Source organism: Enterobacter sp. WCHEn045836 (genome assembly GCF_003965585.1).
Classification (GTDB): Bacteria; Pseudomonadota; Gammaproteobacteria; order Enterobacterales; family Enterobacteriaceae; genus Enterobacter; species Enterobacter dissolvens.
In genome coordinates, this window is record NZ_RXPT01000002.1 from 96,751 (window position 1) to 114,727 (window position 17,977).

The following is a 17,977-nucleotide window of genomic DNA, read 5'->3' on the forward strand; positions in this document are numbered from 1 at the left end:
AGTAAAATGAAGTTTGTTGATGAAGCGACGATCCTGGTCGTGGCAGGTGATGGCGGCAACGGTTGCGTGAGCTTCCGCCGTGAAAAATATATCCCACGTGGCGGCCCTGACGGCGGCGACGGTGGTGACGGCGGTGACGTGTGGCTGGAGGCGGATGAGAACCTCAACACGCTGATCGACTACCGTTTCGAAAAATCTTTCCGCGCAGAACGTGGCCAGAATGGCCAGAGCCGTGACTGTACCGGGAAACGCGGTAAAGACGTGACCATCAAGGTGCCAGTCGGTACGCGTGTGATCGATCAGGGTACAGGTGAGACCATGGGCGATATGACCAAACACGGTCAGCGTCTGATGGTCGCAAAAGGCGGCTGGCACGGTCTGGGTAACAGCCGTTTCAAATCTTCCGTCAACCGTACACCTCGTCAGAAAACGATGGGTACGCCGGGCGATAAGCGCGACCTGCAACTGGAGCTGATGCTGCTGGCTGACGTGGGTATGCTGGGTATGCCAAACGCCGGTAAATCGACGTTTATTCGTGCCGTCTCCGCAGCGAAGCCAAAAGTGGCGGACTATCCGTTTACCACGCTGGTGCCAAGCCTGGGCGTTGTCCGTATGGATAACGAGAAGAGCTTCGTGGTTGCCGATATCCCGGGTCTGATTGAAGGTGCTGCTGAAGGTGCCGGTCTGGGTATCCGCTTCCTGAAACACCTTGAGCGCTGCCGCGTACTGCTGCACCTGATCGATATCGATCCGATCGACGGGTCCGATCCGGTAGAAAATGCCCGTATCATCGTCGGCGAGCTGGAGAAATACAGCGAGAAACTGGCGAACAAACCGCGCTGGCTGGTCTTTAACAAGATTGACCTGATGGATAAAGCCGAAGCAGAAGCAAAAGCGAAAGCCATTGCTGAAGCGATGGGTTGGGAAGAGAAATACTACCTGATCTCCGCGGCAAGCCAGGTTGGCGTGAAAGATCTCTGCTGGGATGTGATGACCTTTATCATCGAGAACCCGGTTGTTCAGGCGGAAGAAGCGAAGCAGCCTGAAAAAGTGGAATTCATGTGGGATGACTACCACCGTCAACAGCTTGAAGAGCTGGAAGCGGAGGAGGAAGACGACTGGGACGACGACTGGGATGAAGACGACGAAGAAGGCGTCGAGTTCATCTACAAGCACTGATGACCACAGAAGGCCCCTGTTGATACAGGGGCTTTTTTTATTCCAGTGTTGAAGGCAGCCAGCAGCTGGCGATGAGACCGCCTTGCGCGCCATTCTCCAGCGTCAGTTTTCCGTGGTGAAGCTGCACGATGCGTTGCACGATGCTCAGACCCAGGCCACTACCGCCGTAGCGCTGGTCGAGACGACGGAACGGCTCGGTGATCGACTGCCGGTGCGCTTCATCAATACCGGGTCCCTGATCGATAACGCTGACCCGCGTACCGCCGTCCTGGCCGGTTAATGTCACGGTGATGGTTGTTCCTGCCGGGCTGTAACGTCCGGCATTCTCCAGCAGGTTACGCAGCATCAATCGCAGAAGCACCGCGTCCCCCTGCACCGTTAGTGGGCTTTTGGCCGGCCATATCACCGTATGTTCTTTGGCTTCATGCTCAAGGCCAAGCGGGGTGATTATATTGTCTGTCCAGTTCACCGTCTCGTAGTGGCCGCTTGCCATCGCCTGCCCGGCACGCGCCAGCATGAGCAACTGTTCAATGGTATGCATGAGCTGATCGATACGGCTGATGAGTGTCGAAGCCTGCGGCGAACCTGACTGCGCCATGAGTTCCAGATGCAGCCTGATCCCGGCGAGAGGCGTGCGCAGCTCGTGCGCAGCATCGGCGGTAAAGAGTCTTTCTTGCTGGATGGTGTGATCCAGCCTGGCGAGCAACTGATTCAGAGAGGTGGTGACGGCACCGATTTCTTCCATATCGGAATACATTGGCAGCGGGGTCAGGTTGTCCGCGGAACGATTCGCCAGACTGGCACGCAGCTTGTTCAGGGGGCGGGTTATCCAGGTAACTGCCCAGAAGGAGAAGAGCAGGGTGAAGCCAACCATCACCAGGGAGGGGACCAGCAGCGAGGCAATCGCTTCGCGGATCTCTTTTTCAACGTGGTTGTTGCGTGATTTTGCCGACAACGTTTCATTGACCAGAAAACCAATCTGTTCGCGGCTTTCATGCCAGAGCCAGATTACGCTTATCAACTGGAAAAATAATAGAATAACCGCCAGCAGAACCATCAATCGCCGACGCATGCTGTTCATTTCTGGCTCTCCAGACGATAGCCCACACCGCGTACGGTTTTTATTCTGTCTTTACCGAGTTTGCGCCGCAGATTGTGAATGTGCACTTCAAGGGTGTTTGACCCCGGATCATCTTGCCAGGAGTAAATATCCTGCTGGAGGGTTTCTCGGTGTACCGTCTGTCCGCTCCGCATGATCAGACGCGTAAGCAGAGCGAACTCTTTGGGGGTGACCTCAACGGGCTGGGACTCACGCAGCACCTGTTGGGTTTGCAGATTCAGCGTAATATCCCCGTCGGTGAGTAAGTTATCACTATGCCCCTGATAGCGGCGGATTAACGCCCGCACGCGTGCCTGTAGCTCTGCGAGGGCAAAAGGCTTCACCAGATAATCATCCGCGCCGGAATCAAGGCCGTTGATACGATCTTCGATGGCATCACGTGCCGTCAGGATCAACACCGGGTTGTCGACACCGCGGCGGCGCCACTGGCTTAACAATGTGGCACCGTCTTTATCTGGTAAGCCAAGATCGAGGATCACCAGACTGTATTCCCCGCTCTGGATCAGGGCATCCGCCTCTGCCGCCGTGGCGGCGCAGTCGAGGGCATATCCTTCATTGGCCAGCGCAAGCGCAAGCCCTTCCTGTAATAACAGATCGTCTTCAACTATAAGTAGTTTCATCGCTAGTTATTCTGGTAGATGTCCTTATAAAGCCTGCTTTCGAAGCGTACCAGCGGGATACGGCGATTGCGCTGGTCGGCCGGTTCGACGGCATAGCCGGAAAGATACTGCACGAATGCCATGCGTTGCCCGCTGGCGGTAGTGATGAAGCCTGCAAGGTTGTAAACCCCCTGCAGTGAACCTGTTTTAGCGGACACTTTACCGTCCACACCGGCAGCGTGAAGGCCGGCCCGGTACTGAAGTGAACCGTCATGCCCGGCAAGGGGCAGCATCGAGATAAAGTTTAGCTCAGTGTCATGTTGTGCAATGTACTGAAGCACTTGCATCATGGTTGCCGGAGAGATCAAATTGTGACGCGATAACCCGGAACCATCGACAGCGATCGTATTGCCCAGATCGATGCCCGCCTGCTGACGCAGGATCTGACGCACGGCGTCGGAGCCTGCACGCCAGGTTCCCGGAACACCGAAACGCGCGTGACCAATCATGCGGAATACCGTGTCGGCGATCATATTGTCAGACTTCTTCAGCATGATCCTTAGCAAATCGTGCAACGGTTCAGACTGTTTGCTGGCGATAACCGTGCCGGGTTGATTAACCTGCGTCTGACGCAGGAGAGTACCGGTATAGGTGATCCCAGCCTGTTTCAGTTCGTCCTTGATAATTGCGCCCGCGTAGCTTGCGCCATCCTGGATGGCGAAGGCCAGCGGTAGGGGGTCGGCGCGTTGCGTCAGGCATCCGGTAAGGGTGAAGCGGTTAAGATCGCCGGGCACGACATCCAGTTCGCAATACTGTGCGTCCGGGGAGCCTTTGGCCAGCGTACGGACCTGGCTGAACATGGTGACCGGGTAGTAAGACGCTACGCGAATAAACGCTAAATCGTCCGGTTTTGGCGCGCTGTAAAGCGAAATCGAGAAGCAGTTACGGTCAACAATAGCGGCCGCTGGCGGCGCGCTAAAGCACTGCGTCATGTCGTTCCACGGCCAGCCAGGGGCTTTATCGTGGCTGGCAAAGATGGAGGTATCGATCAACACGTTGCCATCGATCTTCTGCACGCCGGATTTTTTCAGCACCGCCACCATGTTGCGGATATCCTGGCGTTTGAAGGTGGGGTCACCGCCAAAGCGGGCGATGAGATCGCCTTTCAACTCACCGTCTTCAACCTTGCCTTTGGTCTCAAGGGTGGTGGTAAAACGGAAGTCAGGCCCGAGCTGAAGCAGGGCGGCGAGCGCAGTGATCACCTTCTGGGTACTGGCAGGCAGCGCCATTTGTTGACTGTGGTAGTCAATCTCTGGTGCCTGTGCCCCGACCTTCTGCACCATCAGTGCAAGGTTAGCACCGGCGGGTAGCTGATTAATGTACTCATCAACATTCGCGGCCTGAACGCTGAACGTTATACTGGTAGTCAATCCGATGATAAATCTGGAAAATCGCATAATCTCGCGCTAACAACCCGAAAACAAACCGTCATACTACGGTGCATAGCACTGCAAAGTAAACGATGACCCATAGTGAACTTCGCGGTAAAATGCGTATCAAATTGAAAATTGCTGCTGACCTGGGGCGTAGCTCCCGGGTCGGTTTTCTTTTTGCTTCTGGCCCGCTCATGAGGGCCGGGGCAGGGAACACTGCTCCCAACAGGAATGTTTAAGAGGTATAACAAATGCAAGCTATTCCGATGACCTTACGTGGTGCCGAAAAACTGCGCGAAGAGCTGGATTTCCTGAAATCGGTTCGTCGCCCTGAAATCATCGCCGCTATCGCGGAAGCGCGTGAGCATGGCGACCTGAAAGAGAACGCTGAATACCATGCGGCGCGTGAGCAGCAGGGGTTCTGTGAAGGGCGTATTAAAGATATCGAAGCAAAACTGTCCAATGCGCAGGTTATCGATATCACCAAAATGCCAAACAATGGCCGTGTGATCTTCGGTTCGACCGTTAGCGTGCTGAACCTGGACACTGACGAAGAGCAGACTTACCGCATCGTGGGTGATGATGAAGCTGACTTCAAACAGAACCTGATCTCAGTGAACTCTCCGATTGCCCGCGGCCTGATTGGCAAAGAGCAGGACGATGTGGTCACCATCCGTACCCCGGGCGGGGAAGTGGAATACGAAATTATCAAGGTTGAGTACCTGTAATTCGCCTCGCCACACAGATGTTGATACATTGTAAAGAAAGGAAAAAGGCCGCATAGCGGCCTTTTAACAACTCAAGGAGCATGGCATTTTGCTCACCTGCTGACAGAAATCCCTCGTTTTACACAGAAAATGTGTTTAATTCAGGATATCCTTAGCGTGGCAGCGAGATTTTACGCTCTTTAGTTGGGCGATAGAGCACCAGCGTTTTACCGATGACCTGTACATTACAGGCACCGGTTTCGCGCACGATGGCTTCCACGATCAAGTTCTTCGTGTCTCTGTCTTCAGAGGCAATTTTCACCTTGATCAGCTCGTGGTGTTCCAGCGCTTGTTCAATCTCGGCAAGCACCCCTTCGGTCAAACCATTGTTGCCAAGCATGACTACAGGCTTGAGCGGATGTGCCAGACCTTTAAGGTGCTGTTTTTGTTTAGTACTCAGATTCATCGTATATTTTTGCTTACGTTGGGATTGAAAACGGTTCATTCTACCGCCATCTCCCTTATATCGCCAAATAGCTGCGTAGAAATTTACGTCACAGGCAAGCAACGATGAACCAGGACGGAAATGTTAAATGACAGGTAAAAAGCGTTCTGCCAGTTCCAGCCGCTGGCTTCAGGAACACTTTAGCGATAAATATGTTCAACAGGCACAGAAAAAGGGGTTGCGTTCCCGTGCCTGGTTTAAACTTGATGAAATACAGCAAAGTGACAAACTTTTTAAGCCGGGGATGACGGTGGTTGACCTCGGTGCGGCACCTGGCGGATGGTCCCAGTATGCGGTAACGCAGATTGGCGGCACGGGCCGAATCATCGCATGCGATCTTTTACCAATGGATCCCATCGTTGGTGTCGACTTCCTTCAGGGCGACTTTCGTGATGAATTAGTGCTGAAAGCGTTACTTGATCGTGTAGGTGACAGTAAGGTCCAGGTTGTCATGTCAGATATGGCACCAAATATGTGTGGAACACCGGCGGTGGATATCCCCCGCGCCATGTATCTGGTGGAGCTAGCGTTAGAAATGTGTCGTGATGTACTAGCGCCTGGTGGTAGTTTTGTTGTGAAGGTGTTTCAGGGCGAAGGTTTCGAGGAGTACCTTAAGGAAATTCGCTCCCTGTTTGCGAAGGTCAAAGTTCGTAAGCCGGACTCTTCCCGGGCCCGTTCCCGTGAAGTGTATATTGTAGCGACCGGGCGAAAATGATAGCTGGTGGATTTCAGACGAAAGTTTGAATGACACTGGATATAGAGTATCCTGACGCTGTTTTTAACACAGTTGTAATATGAGGTTAATCCCTTGAGTGACATGGCGAAAAACCTAATACTCTGGCTGGTCATTGCCGTTGTGCTGATGTCAGTATTCCAGAGCTTTGGGCCCAGCGAGTCGAATGGCCGCAAGGTGGATTATTCTACCTTCCTGCAGGAGGTCAATCAGGACCAGGTTCGCGAAGCGCGTATCAACGGACGTGAGATCAACGTTACCAAGAAAGATAGTAACCGTTACACGACTTACATCCCGGTGAACGATCCTAAGCTGCTTGATAACCTTCTGACTAAAAACGTCAAGGTGGTAGGTGAGCCGCCAGAAGAACCAAGCCTGCTGGCTTCTATCTTCATCTCCTGGTTCCCGATGCTGCTTCTTATCGGCGTCTGGATCTTCTTTATGCGCCAGATGCAGGGCGGCGGTGGCAAAGGTGCCATGTCGTTCGGTAAGAGCAAGGCGCGTATGTTGACGGAAGATCAGATCAAAACCACGTTTGCAGACGTCGCCGGTTGTGACGAAGCAAAAGAAGAGGTGGGTGAACTGGTTGAATACCTGCGCGAGCCGAGCCGTTTCCAGAAGCTGGGCGGTAAGATCCCGAAAGGCGTCCTGATGGTCGGCCCTCCGGGTACCGGTAAAACCCTGCTGGCGAAAGCCATCGCGGGTGAAGCGAAGGTGCCGTTCTTTACTATTTCGGGTTCTGACTTCGTAGAAATGTTCGTGGGTGTCGGTGCATCTCGTGTGCGTGACATGTTCGAGCAGGCTAAAAAGGCAGCACCGTGCATTATCTTCATCGATGAAATCGACGCCGTAGGTCGCCAGCGTGGCGCAGGCCTGGGCGGTGGTCATGATGAACGTGAGCAGACTCTGAACCAGATGCTGGTTGAGATGGACGGCTTTGAAGGTAACGAGGGTATTATCGTTATTGCGGCAACTAACCGTCCGGACGTTCTTGACCCGGCGCTGCTGCGTCCAGGCCGTTTCGACCGTCAGGTTGTGGTTGGTCTGCCGGATGTCCGTGGTCGTGAACAGATTCTGAAAGTTCACATGCGTCGCGTACCACTGGCGCCAGATATCGACGCGGCAATCATTGCGCGCGGTACACCGGGCTTCTCCGGTGCGGATCTGGCTAACCTGGTCAACGAAGCTGCACTGTTTGCTGCTCGCGGTAACAAGCGCGTGGTATCGATGGTGGAATTCGAAAAAGCGAAAGACAAAATCATGATGGGGGCGGAACGCCGCTCCATGGTGATGACGGAAGCGCAGAAAGAGTCCACGGCATACCACGAAGCGGGCCACGCGATTATCGGTCGCCTGGTGCCGGAACACGATCCGGTGCATAAAGTGACGATCATTCCGCGCGGTCGTGCGCTGGGTGTGACCTTCTTCCTGCCTGAAGGCGACGCGATTAGCGCCAGCCGTCAGAAACTGGAAAGCCAGATTTCAACCCTGTACGGCGGTCGTCTGGCGGAAGAGATTATCTACGGTGCGGAACATGTTTCTACCGGTGCGTCCAACGATATTAAAGTGGCGACAAACCTGGCGCGTAACATGGTGACCCAGTGGGGCTTCTCCGACAAACTCGGTCCACTGCTCTATGCAGAGGAAGAGGGCGAAGTGTTCCTGGGCCGCTCTGTGGCGAAAGCGAAACATATGTCTGATGAGACAGCTCGCATCATCGACCAGGAAGTGAAAGCGCTGATTGAACGTAACTACGGTCGCGCACGTCAGATCCTGAACGACAATATGGACATTCTGCATTCGATGAAAGATGCGCTCATGAAATATGAGACCATCGATGCTCCGCAGATTGACGACCTGATGGCTCGCCGCGAAGTGCGTCCGCCAGCAGGCTGGGAAGACCCAGGTGCTTCCAACAATTCTGACAACAATGGCACCCCGCGTGCGCCGCGTCCGGTTGATGAACCACGTACGCCGAACCCGGGCAACACCATGTCAGAACAGTTGGGCGACAAGTAAGTCACTGCTGTTGGTGAGTATGTCTGTACCTCAAACCCTGGAGCTTGCTCCGGGGTTTTTCTTTTCTGTTAAACCACATTAATACCAGGGATTTAACCATGAAACTATTCGCCCAGGACTCGCATCTCGATCTCTCACATCCGCATGTGATGGGGATCCTGAATGTCACGCCTGACTCCTTCTCTGATGGTGGCACGCATAACACGCTTATCGAGGCGGTTAAGCACGCCAATCTGATGATCAACGCGGGAGCCACCATCATTGACGTCGGTGGTGAATCGACGCGTCCAGGGGCGGCAGAGGTTTCGGTGGAAGAAGAGCTGGCGCGGGTGGTGCCGGTGGTAGAAGCGATCGCACAACGTTTTGAGGTGTGGATATCCGTCGACACGTCCAAGCCAGAGGTCATTCGCGAAGTGGCGCGAGTGGGTGCTCACATCATCAATGATATCCGCTCTCTCACCGAGCCAGGGGCGATTGAGGCGGCTGCGGAAACCGGGCTGCCGGTTTGTCTGATGCATATGCAGGGCCAGCCGAAAACGATGCAGGATGCGCCTAAGTATGAGGATGTTTTTGCGGATGTGAATCGCTTCTTTAATGAGCATATTGCACGCTGTGAGCGTGCAGGTATCGCAAAAGAGAAATTGCTGCTCGACCCGGGGTTCGGTTTCGGTAAAAATCTCTCTCACAATTATGAGTTGCTTGCGCGCTTATCAGAGTTTCATCATTTCGGCCTGCCGCTGCTGGTTGGCATGTCGAGAAAGTCGATGATTGGGCAGTTGCTCAATGTAGGGCCGAGTGAACGCCTGAGCGGTAGCCTGGCTTGTGCGGTGATTGCGGCAATGCAAGGCGCGCACATTATCCGTGTCCATGATGTTAAAGAAACAGTAGAAGCCATGCGTGTGGTGGAAGCCACACTGGCAGCGAAGGAAAAGAAACGCTATGAGTAATCGTAAGTATTTTGGTACCGATGGTATCCGTGGGCGCGTAGGCGATGCTCCAATCACCCCTGATTTTGTGCTTAAACTTGGTTGGGCTGCTGGCAAGGTTCTGGCACGTCATGGCTCGCGTAAAATTATCATTGGTAAAGATACCCGTATCTCCGGCTATATGCTGGAGTCCGCGCTGGAAGCCGGACTGGCGGCAGCGGGACTTTCAGCTTCCTTTACGGGGCCAATGCCAACCCCGGCTGTTGCGTATCTGACGCGTACCTTCCGCGCGGAAGCCGGCATCGTGATTTCTGCCTCGCATAACCCGTTCTATGACAACGGCATCAAGTTCTTCTCCATCGATGGCACCAAGCTACCGGATGAAGTGGAAGAGGCGATCGAAGCCGAAATGGAAAAAGAGATCACCTGCGTCGATTCCGCTGAACTGGGCAAAGCAAACCGTATTGTTGATGCAGCTGGCCGTTACATTGAATTCTGCAAAGGGACCTTCCCGAACGAGCTAAGCCTGGCTCACCTTAAAATTGTGGTGGACTGTGCAAACGGTGCGACGTATCACATTGCACCTAATGTTTTCCGTGAGCTGGGGGCGAAAGTGATCACCATCGGCTGTGAGCCTGATGGTCTGAACATTAACGAACAGGTCGGTGCGACAGACGTTCGTGCCCTGCAGGCACGCGTGCTGGCAGAAAAAGCGGATCTCGGCATTGCGCTGGACGGTGACGGCGACCGTGTGATCATGGTTGATCACGAAGGTAACAAGGTCGATGGTGATCAAATTCTTTATATCATCGCCCGTGAAGGCCTGCGTCAGGGGCAGTTGCGCGGCGGCGCCGTGGGTACCCTGATGAGCAATATGGGACTGGAGCTGGCGTTGAAACAGCTGGGTATCCCGTTTGTTCGTGCGAAAGTGGGTGACCGCTACGTGCTGGAAAAACTGCAGGAGAAAGGCTGGCGTATTGGCGCAGAAAACTCCGGTCACGTGATCCTGCTGGACAAAACCACCACCGGTGACGGCATCGTCGCGGCACTGCAGGTGGTAGCCGCCATGGCCCGCAATCATATGACCCTGCAGGATCTCTGCAGCGGTATGAAAATGTTCCCGCAGATCCTTGTCAACGTGCGCTTCACCGCAGGTAAAGGCGATCCGCTGGAAAATGAAAATGTGAAAGCCGTCATGACTGAGGTTGAAGCCGCGCTCGGCAGCCGTGGTCGTGTTCTGCTGCGTAAGTCGGGTACTGAACCGCTGATCCGCGTGATGGTGGAAGGTGAAGACGAAACGCAGGTGACGGAATTTGCGCACCGTATTGCGGATGCCGTAAAAGCTGCATAACTTTTCACAGTAAGTGTTTAAAAAGGCGGCGCTTGCCGCCTTAGTTTTAAGCATTTAATGGCTTTTTGCTGTTTTTTTCTGCAGTTGATACAATGCGTCAAAATTGCCCTTGCGAAGGTCATTCGCTTTGGTTAGTATTCACACCCGCTTCAGTGGGAAACAAAAATCCTGCTAATTGGTCGAAGCATTGGTATGCGGCAAATCCGCAAGGAACAGGTTGATTATGTACGAAGCTCTTTTAGTTGTTTTCCTTATTGTAGCCATCGCTCTCGTAGCGCTGATTATGCTGCAGCAAGGTAAAGGCGCTGATATGGGAGCCTCCTTCGGAGCAGGCGCTTCCGGTACGCTGTTCGGTTCAAGTGGTTCTGCGAACTTCATGACCCGTACTACAGCGATTCTGGCTACGCTGTTCTTCATCATCAGCCTGGTGCTGGGCAATATCAACAGCAACAAGACCAGCAAAGGAAGCGAGTGGGAAAACCTGAGCGCGCCAGCGAAAACTGAGCAGACTCAGCCAGCTGTACCGGCTAAGCCAACCAGCGATATCCCGCAGTAAGTATTCCGTACCGAGGTGGTGGAATTGGTAGACACGCTACCTTGAGGTGGTAGTGCCCTAACGGGCTTGTGGGTTCGAGTCCCATCCTCGGTACCAATATTCCAGAAGAAAGACGTCGAAAGACGTCTTTTTTTTCGTCTGAAGTACGATCGAAAAAAACCAAAAAAAGGCGTCCATCGGACGCCTTTTGCATTTCTTCTCAGCGATTACTTCTTATCGCTGTGCTCCAGGTTTTCAACCTGCGGCAGGCCGTTACCGGAACTGGCTGACAGCAGGCCATTCTCAACGTAGTTGAACAGCTTCTCACGGGTATCGGTGATATCCAGATTACGCATGGTCAGCTGACCAATACGGTCATCAGGTGAGAACACGGATTCGCCTTTCTCCATGGTCAGACGCTCTGCTTTGTAGGTCAGGTTGTCGGACACGGTATTCAGGATGGAGTAGTCGTTACCGCGACGCAGTTCCAGAGTCACTTCGCCAGTAATAGCGCTTGCCACCCAACGTTGCAGGGCATCACGCAGCATCAGTGCCTGCGGATCGAACCAGCGGCCCTGATACAGCAGTTTACCCAACTGACGGCCATGAGAGTGATACTGCTCAATGGTATCTTCGTTGTGAATGCCGGTCAGCAGACGTTCATACGCAATGTGCAGCAGCGCCATCCCCGGGGCTTCATAGATGCCACGGCTCTTCGCTTCAATGATACGGTTTTCAATCTGATCGCTCATACCCAGACCGTGACGGCCGCCGATGCGGTTCGCTTCCAGCATCAGTTCCACATCGTCAGAGAAGGTCTTGCCATTGAGGGCAACCGGATGGCCACGCTCGAAACGCACGGTCACTTCCTCTGCCGGGATTTTGACGTTTTCATCCCAAAACTTCACACCCATGATGGGGTTAACGATTTTCACGCTGGAATTCAGGAACTCCAGATCTTTTGCTTCGTGCGTCGCGCCCAGCATGTTGGAGTCAGTGGAGTAGGCTTTTTCGACGGACATCTTATAGTCGAAGCCGCAGGCAATCATAAATTCAGACATTTCATGACGGCCGCCCAGCTCATCGATAAAATCGGTGTCCAGCCACGGTTTGTAAATCTGCAGCTCGGCGTTAGTCAGCAGGCCATAGCGATAGAAACGTTCAATGTCGTTGCCTTTATAGGTACTGCCGTCACCCCAGATGTTCACACCATCTTCTTTCATGGCGGCAACCAGCATGGTGCCGGTCACGGCACGGCCCAGTGGGGTGGTGTTGAAATAGGTCAGACCGCCGGTGGTATTATGGAAAGCGCCACACTGAATAGCGGCAATACCTTCGGCGACCAGCTGCTTACGGCAGTCAATCAGACGTGCGTTCTCTGCGCCATACTCTTTAGCACGACGAGGAATGGCATCATAGTCGTCCTCATCCGGCTGACCCAGGTTCGCTGTATATGCATACGGAACCGCTCCCTTCTGGCGCATCCACAGCAGTGCAGCGCTGGTATCCAGGCCGCCTGAAAAAGCGATGCCAATACGTTGTCCTACCGGAAGATGCTTGAGAATCGTCGTCATAAAATAAAACCCTGCGTGATTGACTGATTAGAGACCGCTTTCGCTCTCGATGCATGTTTATGCAAAATAAGTGAGTATTCATTTAATCATCTTTTGTCGATGACCGGAAGAGACTCGTGCGTTTTTTGTAAAAATTTCCCTCCGTTTAGCCTGGTGGAAACTAGGTTGACAGGCGGGGTTCACTATCAATATACTGAACGCCGATTTTACGTCCCGTCTTCGGTACCAAATCCCAGCATTATTTGCATTTTCTCGCCAAAAAGCGTAGAATTTGCCACGTTTCAGGCGCGGGGTGGAGCAGCCTGGTAGCTCGTCGGGCTCATAACCCGAAGGTCGTCGGTTCAAATCCGGCCCCCGCAACCACTTTCCCATAAAGTCATTTTTCAAATATACTGTGAAGACTCAGAGCCTTCGTAGCTGGATTTGAAAAAATTCTTTCGGAGAGTGCTCCAGGCCACCGTTGTGGCTATAGGGTTCAGTTATCTAAAGCCCCGATTTATCGGGGTTTTTTGTTATCTGACTACAGAATAACTGGGCTTTACGCCCTTTTTTTATGTCTTGGGGGTGGGCTTGTCCACATTAGAGCAAAAATTAACAGAGATGATTACTGCACCGGTCGAAGCACTGGGCTACGAACTGGTCGGCATCGAATTCGTTCGCGGCCGCACATCGACGCTGCGCATCTATATTGATAGTGAAGATGGCATCAATGTTGATGATTGTGCTGATGTTAGCCACCAGGTGAGTGCGGTTCTTGATGTTGAAGATCCGATTACCGTTGCGTACAACCTGGAAGTTTCCTCACCTGGCCTCGATCGCCCGATGTTCACGGCCGAGCACTATGTGCGCTTTACCGGTGAAGAAGTGGCTCTCGTTCTGCGTATGGCCGTACAGAACCGCCGTAAATGGCAGGGAATTATCAAAGCCGTTGATGGTGAAATGATCACGGTGACAGTCGAAGGCAAAGATGAAGTGTTCGCGCTGAGTAATATCCAGAAGGCGAACCTGGTTCCCCACTTTTAACAGTCTGGATTGAGGTGAAAAGCCCGCGATGAACAAAGAAATTTTGGCTGTTGTTGAAGCCGTCTCCAACGAGAAATCACTGCCGCGTGAAAAGATTTTCGAAGCGCTGGAAAGTGCACTGGCTACAGCAACCAAGAAAAAATACGAACAAGAGATCGATGTTCGCGTAGAAATCGATCGCAAAAGCGGTGACTTCGATACATTCCGTCGTTGGGTAATCGTTGAAGAAGTGACCCAGCCAACCAAAGAGATCACCCTGGAAGCGGCACGTTTTGAAGACGAAAGCCTGAACGTTGGTGACTATGTTGAAGATCAGATTGAGTCTGTGACCTTCGACCGTATCACCACCCAGACCGCAAAACAGGTTATCGTGCAGAAAGTTCGCGAAGCCGAGCGTGCGCTGGTTGTTGATCAGTTCCGCGATCAGGAAGGCGAAATCATCACGGGTGTGGTGAAGAAAGTGAACCGCGACAACATCTCTCTGGAGATCAAATCTGAAGGGATGCCGGGCAACGCTGAAGCGGTGATCCTGCGTGAAGACATGCTGCCGCGTGAAAACTTCCGTCCAGGTGACCGTATCCGTGGTGTGCTGTATGCCGTTCGCCCTGAGGCACGTGGTGCGCAGCTGTTCGTGACCCGTTCTAAACCAGAAATGCTGGTAGAACTGTTCCGTATCGAAGTGCCGGAAATCGGTGAAGAAGTTATCGAGATTAAAGCGGCGGCTCGCGATCCGGGCTCCCGTGCGAAAATTGCGGTGAAAACCAACGACAAGCGTATCGACCCGGTCGGTGCTTGCGTCGGTATGCGTGGTGCGCGTGTTCAGGCGGTCTCTACCGAGCTGGGCGGCGAACGTATCGATATCGTTCTGTGGGATGACAACCCGGCGCAGTTCGTGATCAACGCAATGGCTCCGGCGGATGTGGCGTCTATCGTTGTTGACGAAGACAAACACACCATGGATATCGCTGTTGAAGCGGGCAACCTGGCGCAGGCAATCGGCCGTAACGGTCAGAACGTACGCCTGGCGTCACAGCTGAGCGGCTGGGAACTCAACGTCATGACCGTTGATGACCTGCAGGCCAAGCATCAGGCTGAAGCCCATGCGGCGATCGATACCTTCACGAAATACCTGGACATTGACGAAGAGTTCGCCACGGTTCTGGTAGAAGAAGGTTTCTCTACGCTGGAAGAACTGGCCTATGTGCCAATGAAAGAGCTGCTGGAAATTGACGGTCTGGATGAACCAACCGTTGAAGCCCTGCGTGAACGCGCTAAAAACGCACTGACCACCCTGGCACTGGCTCAGGAAGAAAGCCTTGGCGATAAAAAGCCGGCTGATGACCTGCTGAATCTGGAAGGTCTTGATCGTGCGATTGCGTTCAAGCTGGCTGCCCGTGGTGTTTGTACGCTGGAAGATCTCGCTGAGCAAGGCGTTGATGACCTGGCTGATATCGAAGGTTTAACCGACGAGAAAGCCGGCGAACTCATCATGGCCGCACGTAATATTTGCTGGTTCGGCGACGAAGCGTAATAAACTGTAGCAGGAAGGAACAGCATGACTGATGTAACTGTAAAATCGCTGGCTGCCGAGATTCAGACCTCCGTGGACCGCCTGGTACAGCAATTTGCTGATGCAGGGATCCCGAAGACCGCTGATGACTCGGTGACGGCAAACGAAAAACAAACCTTGTTAGCGCACCTGAACCGTGAACACGGCTCTGCGCCTGACAAGCTGACGCTGCAGCGCAAAACGCGCAGCACGTTGAATATCCCTGGTACCGGTGGCAAAAGTAAATCGGTACAAATTGAAGTCCGCAAGACGCGCACCTTTGTAAAACGTGATCCGCAAGAGGCAGAACGCCTTGCCGCGGAAGAGCAGGCACAGCGTGAAGCGGAAGAACAAGCTCAGCGTGAGGCGGAAGCATCTGCCAAACGTGAGGCAGAATTAAAAGCTGAACGTGAGGCCGCAGAAAAAGCGAAACGCGACGCAAGTGATAAAGTGAAGCGTGAAGCTGCGGAAAAAGACAAAGTGAGCAATCAACAGACAGACGAAATGACCAAAACCGCCCAGGCTGAAAAAGCCCGCCGTGAAAATGAAGCTGCCGAGCTGAAGCGTAAAGCGGAAGAAGAAGCACGCCGTAAGCTGGAAGAAGAAGCGCGTCGTGTGGCTGAAGAAGCGCGCCGTATGGCAGAAGAAAACGAGAAGAATGGTGTGAATACCGCTGAACCGACTGAAGATACCAGCGACTATCACGTGACCACTTCTCAGCACGCGCGTCAGGCTGAAGATGATAACGACCGTGAAGTTGAAGGCGGCCGTGGTCGTGGTCGCAATGCGAAGGCAGCGCGTCCGGCGAAAAAAGGCAACAAACACGCCGAGTCTAAAGCTGATCGTGAAGAAGCGCGTGCAGCCGTGCGTGGCGGTAAAGGCGGCAAACAGCGTAAAGGGTCTTCCCTGCAGCAGGGCTTCCAGAAGCCAGCTCAGGCCGTTAACCGTGACGTTGTGATCGGCGAAACCATCACCGTTGGCGATCTGGCGAACAAAATGGCGGTTAAAGGCTCTCAGGTCATCAAAGCGATGATGAAACTGGGCGCAATGGCGACCATCAACCAGGTTATCGACCAGGAAACCGCACAGCTGGTTGCCGAAGAGATGGGCCACAAAGTTATCCTGCGTCGTGAAAACGAGCTGGAAGAAGCAGTAATGAGCGACCGTGATACAGGTGCTGCGGCAGAACCGCGTGCGCCAGTTGTGACCATCATGGGTCACGTTGACCACGGTAAAACCTCGCTGCTCGACTACATTCGTTCTACGAAAGTGGCCTCCGGTGAAGCGGGTGGTATTACCCAGCACATCGGTGCATATCACGTTGAAACCGACAACGGTATGATCACCTTCCTGGATACCCCAGGTCACGCCGCGTTTACCTCAATGCGTGCGCGTGGTGCTCAGGCGACAGATATCGTTGTTCTGGTTGTTGCTGCAGACGATGGCGTCATGCCACAGACTATCGAAGCTATCCAGCACGCGAAAGCGGCGGGTGTGCCTGTTGTGGTTGCAGTGAACAAGATCGATAAGCCAGAAGCGGATCCGGATCGTGTTAAAAACGAACTGTCCCAGTACGGCATCCTGCCAGAAGAGTGGGGCGGTGAAAGCCAGTTCGTACACGTGTCTGCGAAAGCAGGTACCGGTATCGACGAGCTGCTGGACGCGATCCTGCTGCAGGCTGAAGTTCTGGAGCTGAAAGCGATCCGTAACGGTATGGCGAGCGGCGCGGTCATCGAATCCTTCCTGGATAAAGGCCGTGGCCCGGTGGCTACCGTTCTGGTTCGCGAAGGTACACTGCATAAAGGCGATATCGTCCTGTGTGGTTTCGAATACGGTCGTGTTCGTGCGATGCGTAACGAACTGGGTCAGGAAGTGCTGGAAGCAGGTCCGTCCATTCCAGTGGAAATCCTCGGTCTGTCCGGTGTGCCGGCTGCCGGTGACGAAGTGACCGTTGTGCGTGACGAGAAGAAAGCGCGTGAAGTTGCACTGTACCGTCAGGGCAAATTCCGTGAAGTTAAACTGGCTCGTCAGCAGAAATCTAAACTCGAGAACATGTTCGCGAACATGGCTGAAGGCGAAGTTCACGAAGTGAACGTCGTACTGAAAGCAGACGTTCAGGGTTCTGTGGAAGCGATCTCCGACTCCTTGCTGAAACTGTCTACCGATGAAGTTAAAGTGAAGATCATCGGTTCTGGCGTAGGTGGTATCACCGAAACCGACGCAACCCTGGCGGCTGCCTCCAACGCCATCCTGGTTGGCTTCAACGTGCGTGCTGACGCGTCTGCTCGCCGCGTGATCGAAGCGGAAAGCCTGGATCTGCGTTACTACTCCGTCATCTATAACCTGATCGACGAAGTGAAAGCAGCGATGAGCGGTATGCTGTCTCCAGAGCTGAAACAGCAGATCATCGGTCTGGCTGAAGTGCGTGATGTGTTCAAATCACCGAAATTCGGTGCGATCGCGGGCTGTATGGTTACCGAAGGTACCATCAAGCGTCACAACCCAATCCGCGTACTGCGTGACAACGTGGTTATCTACGAAGGCGAGCTGGAATCCCTGCGCCGCTTCAAAGATGACGTTAACGAAGTCCGTAACGGCATGGAATGTGGTATCGGCGTGAAGAACTACAACGACGTTCGCGTTGGCGATATGATCGAAGTGTTCGAAATCATCGAGATCCAACGCAGCATCGACTAATCCTGTTGGGATAGGTCCATATGTCGG

Annotated in this window: 15 protein-coding genes and 2 tRNA genes; 12 read left to right on the top strand and 5 right to left on the bottom strand. The window is 53.5% G+C overall.

What is annotated here, in order from left to right; translation table 11 throughout:
* The first annotated feature begins 6 nt into the window (after positions 1–6).
* The gene (gene cgtA, locus EKN38_RS02855) at positions 7–1,179 is read left to right on the top strand and encodes an Obg family GTPase CgtA (RefSeq protein ID WP_014833442.1); all 1,173 of its coding nucleotides are present in this window, start codon (positions 7–9) and stop codon (positions 1,177–1,179) included.
* Positions 1,180–1,216: 37 nt separating this feature from the next.
* On the opposite strand, the gene pmrB is transcribed toward cgtA, so the two are convergent.
* Genes pmrB through dacB form a run of 3 tightly spaced genes read right to left on the bottom strand, consistent with a single transcriptional unit; the run spans position 1,217 to position 4,355 of the window.
* Complete coding sequence (pmrB, locus tag EKN38_RS02860; protein WP_014833441.1) at positions 1,217–2,260, bottom strand: two-component system sensor histidine kinase PmrB; 1,044 nt, start codon at positions 2,258–2,260, stop codon at positions 1,217–1,219.
* Positions 2,257–2,919 carry a two-component system response regulator PmrA gene (gene pmrA, locus EKN38_RS02865; RefSeq protein WP_014833440.1) on the bottom strand — a complete coding sequence of 221 codons (663 nt, stop codon included), beginning with the start codon at positions 2,917–2,919 and terminating at the stop codon, positions 2,257–2,259. Before pmrA ends, pmrB begins: the two co-directional genes overlap by 4 nt.
* 2 nt (positions 2,920–2,921) lie before the next feature.
* Positions 2,922–4,355 carry a serine-type D-Ala-D-Ala carboxypeptidase gene (gene dacB / locus EKN38_RS02870; protein ID WP_014833439.1) on the bottom strand — a complete coding sequence of 478 codons (1,434 nt, stop codon included), beginning with the start codon at positions 4,353–4,355 and terminating at the stop codon, positions 2,922–2,924.
* A 227-nt stretch (positions 4,356–4,582) separates the two neighbouring features.
* Between dacB and greA the strand changes: the two genes are divergently transcribed.
* Positions 4,583–5,059 carry a transcription elongation factor GreA gene (gene greA / locus EKN38_RS02875; protein ID WP_013098923.1) on the top strand — a complete coding sequence of 159 codons (477 nt, stop codon included), beginning with the start codon at positions 4,583–4,585 and terminating at the stop codon, positions 5,057–5,059.
* Between the two features lie 151 nt (positions 5,060–5,210).
* On the opposite strand, the gene yhbY is transcribed toward greA, so the two are convergent.
* Entirely contained in the window at positions 5,211–5,504 is a 294-nt protein-coding gene (yhbY, locus tag EKN38_RS02880; protein WP_014833438.1) for a ribosome assembly RNA-binding protein YhbY, read from the bottom strand.
* A gap of 127 nt (positions 5,505–5,631) precedes the next feature.
* On the opposite strand from yhbY, the gene rlmE reads away from it, so the two are divergent.
* The 6 genes from rlmE (at position 5,632) to EKN38_RS02910 (ending at position 11,224) form a co-directional block, all read left to right on the top strand.
* Complete coding sequence (gene rlmE / locus EKN38_RS02885; protein WP_003861812.1) at positions 5,632–6,258, top strand: 23S rRNA (uridine(2552)-2'-O)-methyltransferase RlmE; 627 nt, start codon at positions 5,632–5,634, stop codon at positions 6,256–6,258.
* Between the two features lie 102 nt (positions 6,259–6,360).
* On the top strand, positions 6,361–8,295 hold the full coding sequence (ftsH, locus tag EKN38_RS02890) for an ATP-dependent zinc metalloprotease FtsH (protein ID WP_014833437.1): 1,935 nt from the start codon (positions 6,361–6,363) through the stop codon (positions 8,293–8,295).
* A gap of 98 nt (positions 8,296–8,393) precedes the next feature.
* A complete protein-coding gene (gene folP / locus EKN38_RS02895) occupies positions 8,394–9,242 on the top strand; it encodes a dihydropteroate synthase (protein ID WP_014833436.1) in 849 nt (282 codons plus the stop codon).
* Positions 9,235–10,572, top strand: a complete 1,338-nt coding sequence (glmM, locus tag EKN38_RS02900; RefSeq protein WP_014833435.1) for a phosphoglucosamine mutase — start codon at positions 9,235–9,237, stop codon at positions 10,570–10,572. The genes folP and glmM overlap by 8 nt, the downstream gene beginning before the upstream one ends.
* 223 nt (positions 10,573–10,795) lie before the next feature.
* Positions 10,796–11,128: a preprotein translocase subunit SecG gene (gene secG, locus EKN38_RS02905; RefSeq protein WP_014833434.1), complete on the top strand. Its 333-nt coding sequence runs from the start codon at positions 10,796–10,798 to the stop codon at positions 11,126–11,128.
* A gap of 9 nt (positions 11,129–11,137) precedes the next feature.
* A tRNA-Leu gene (locus tag EKN38_RS02910) sits at positions 11,138–11,224 on the top strand.
* 110 nt (positions 11,225–11,334) lie between these two features.
* Here the strand turns inward: EKN38_RS02910 and argG are convergent.
* Entirely contained in the window at positions 11,335–12,681 is a 1,347-nt protein-coding gene (argG, locus tag EKN38_RS02915; protein WP_014833433.1) for an argininosuccinate synthase, read from the bottom strand.
* A gap of 286 nt (positions 12,682–12,967) precedes the next feature.
* Here argG and EKN38_RS02920 point away from each other — a divergent pair.
* The 4 genes from EKN38_RS02920 (at position 12,968) to infB (ending at position 17,950) form a co-directional block, all read left to right on the top strand.
* Positions 12,968–13,044, top strand: a tRNA-Met gene (locus EKN38_RS02920).
* 207 nt (positions 13,045–13,251) lie between these two features.
* Positions 13,252–13,704: a ribosome maturation factor RimP gene (gene rimP / locus EKN38_RS02925; protein ID WP_014833432.1), complete on the top strand. Its 453-nt coding sequence runs from the start codon at positions 13,252–13,254 to the stop codon at positions 13,702–13,704.
* 28 nt (positions 13,705–13,732) lie between these two features.
* A complete protein-coding gene (gene nusA / locus EKN38_RS02930) occupies positions 13,733–15,235 on the top strand; it encodes a transcription termination factor NusA (RefSeq protein WP_013098917.1) in 1,503 nt (500 codons plus the stop codon).
* A gap of 24 nt (positions 15,236–15,259) precedes the next feature.
* A complete protein-coding gene (gene infB / locus EKN38_RS02935; protein WP_014833431.1) occupies positions 15,260–17,950 on the top strand; it encodes a translation initiation factor IF-2 in 2,691 nt (896 codons plus the stop codon).
* Positions 17,951–17,977 lie beyond the last annotated feature (27 nt).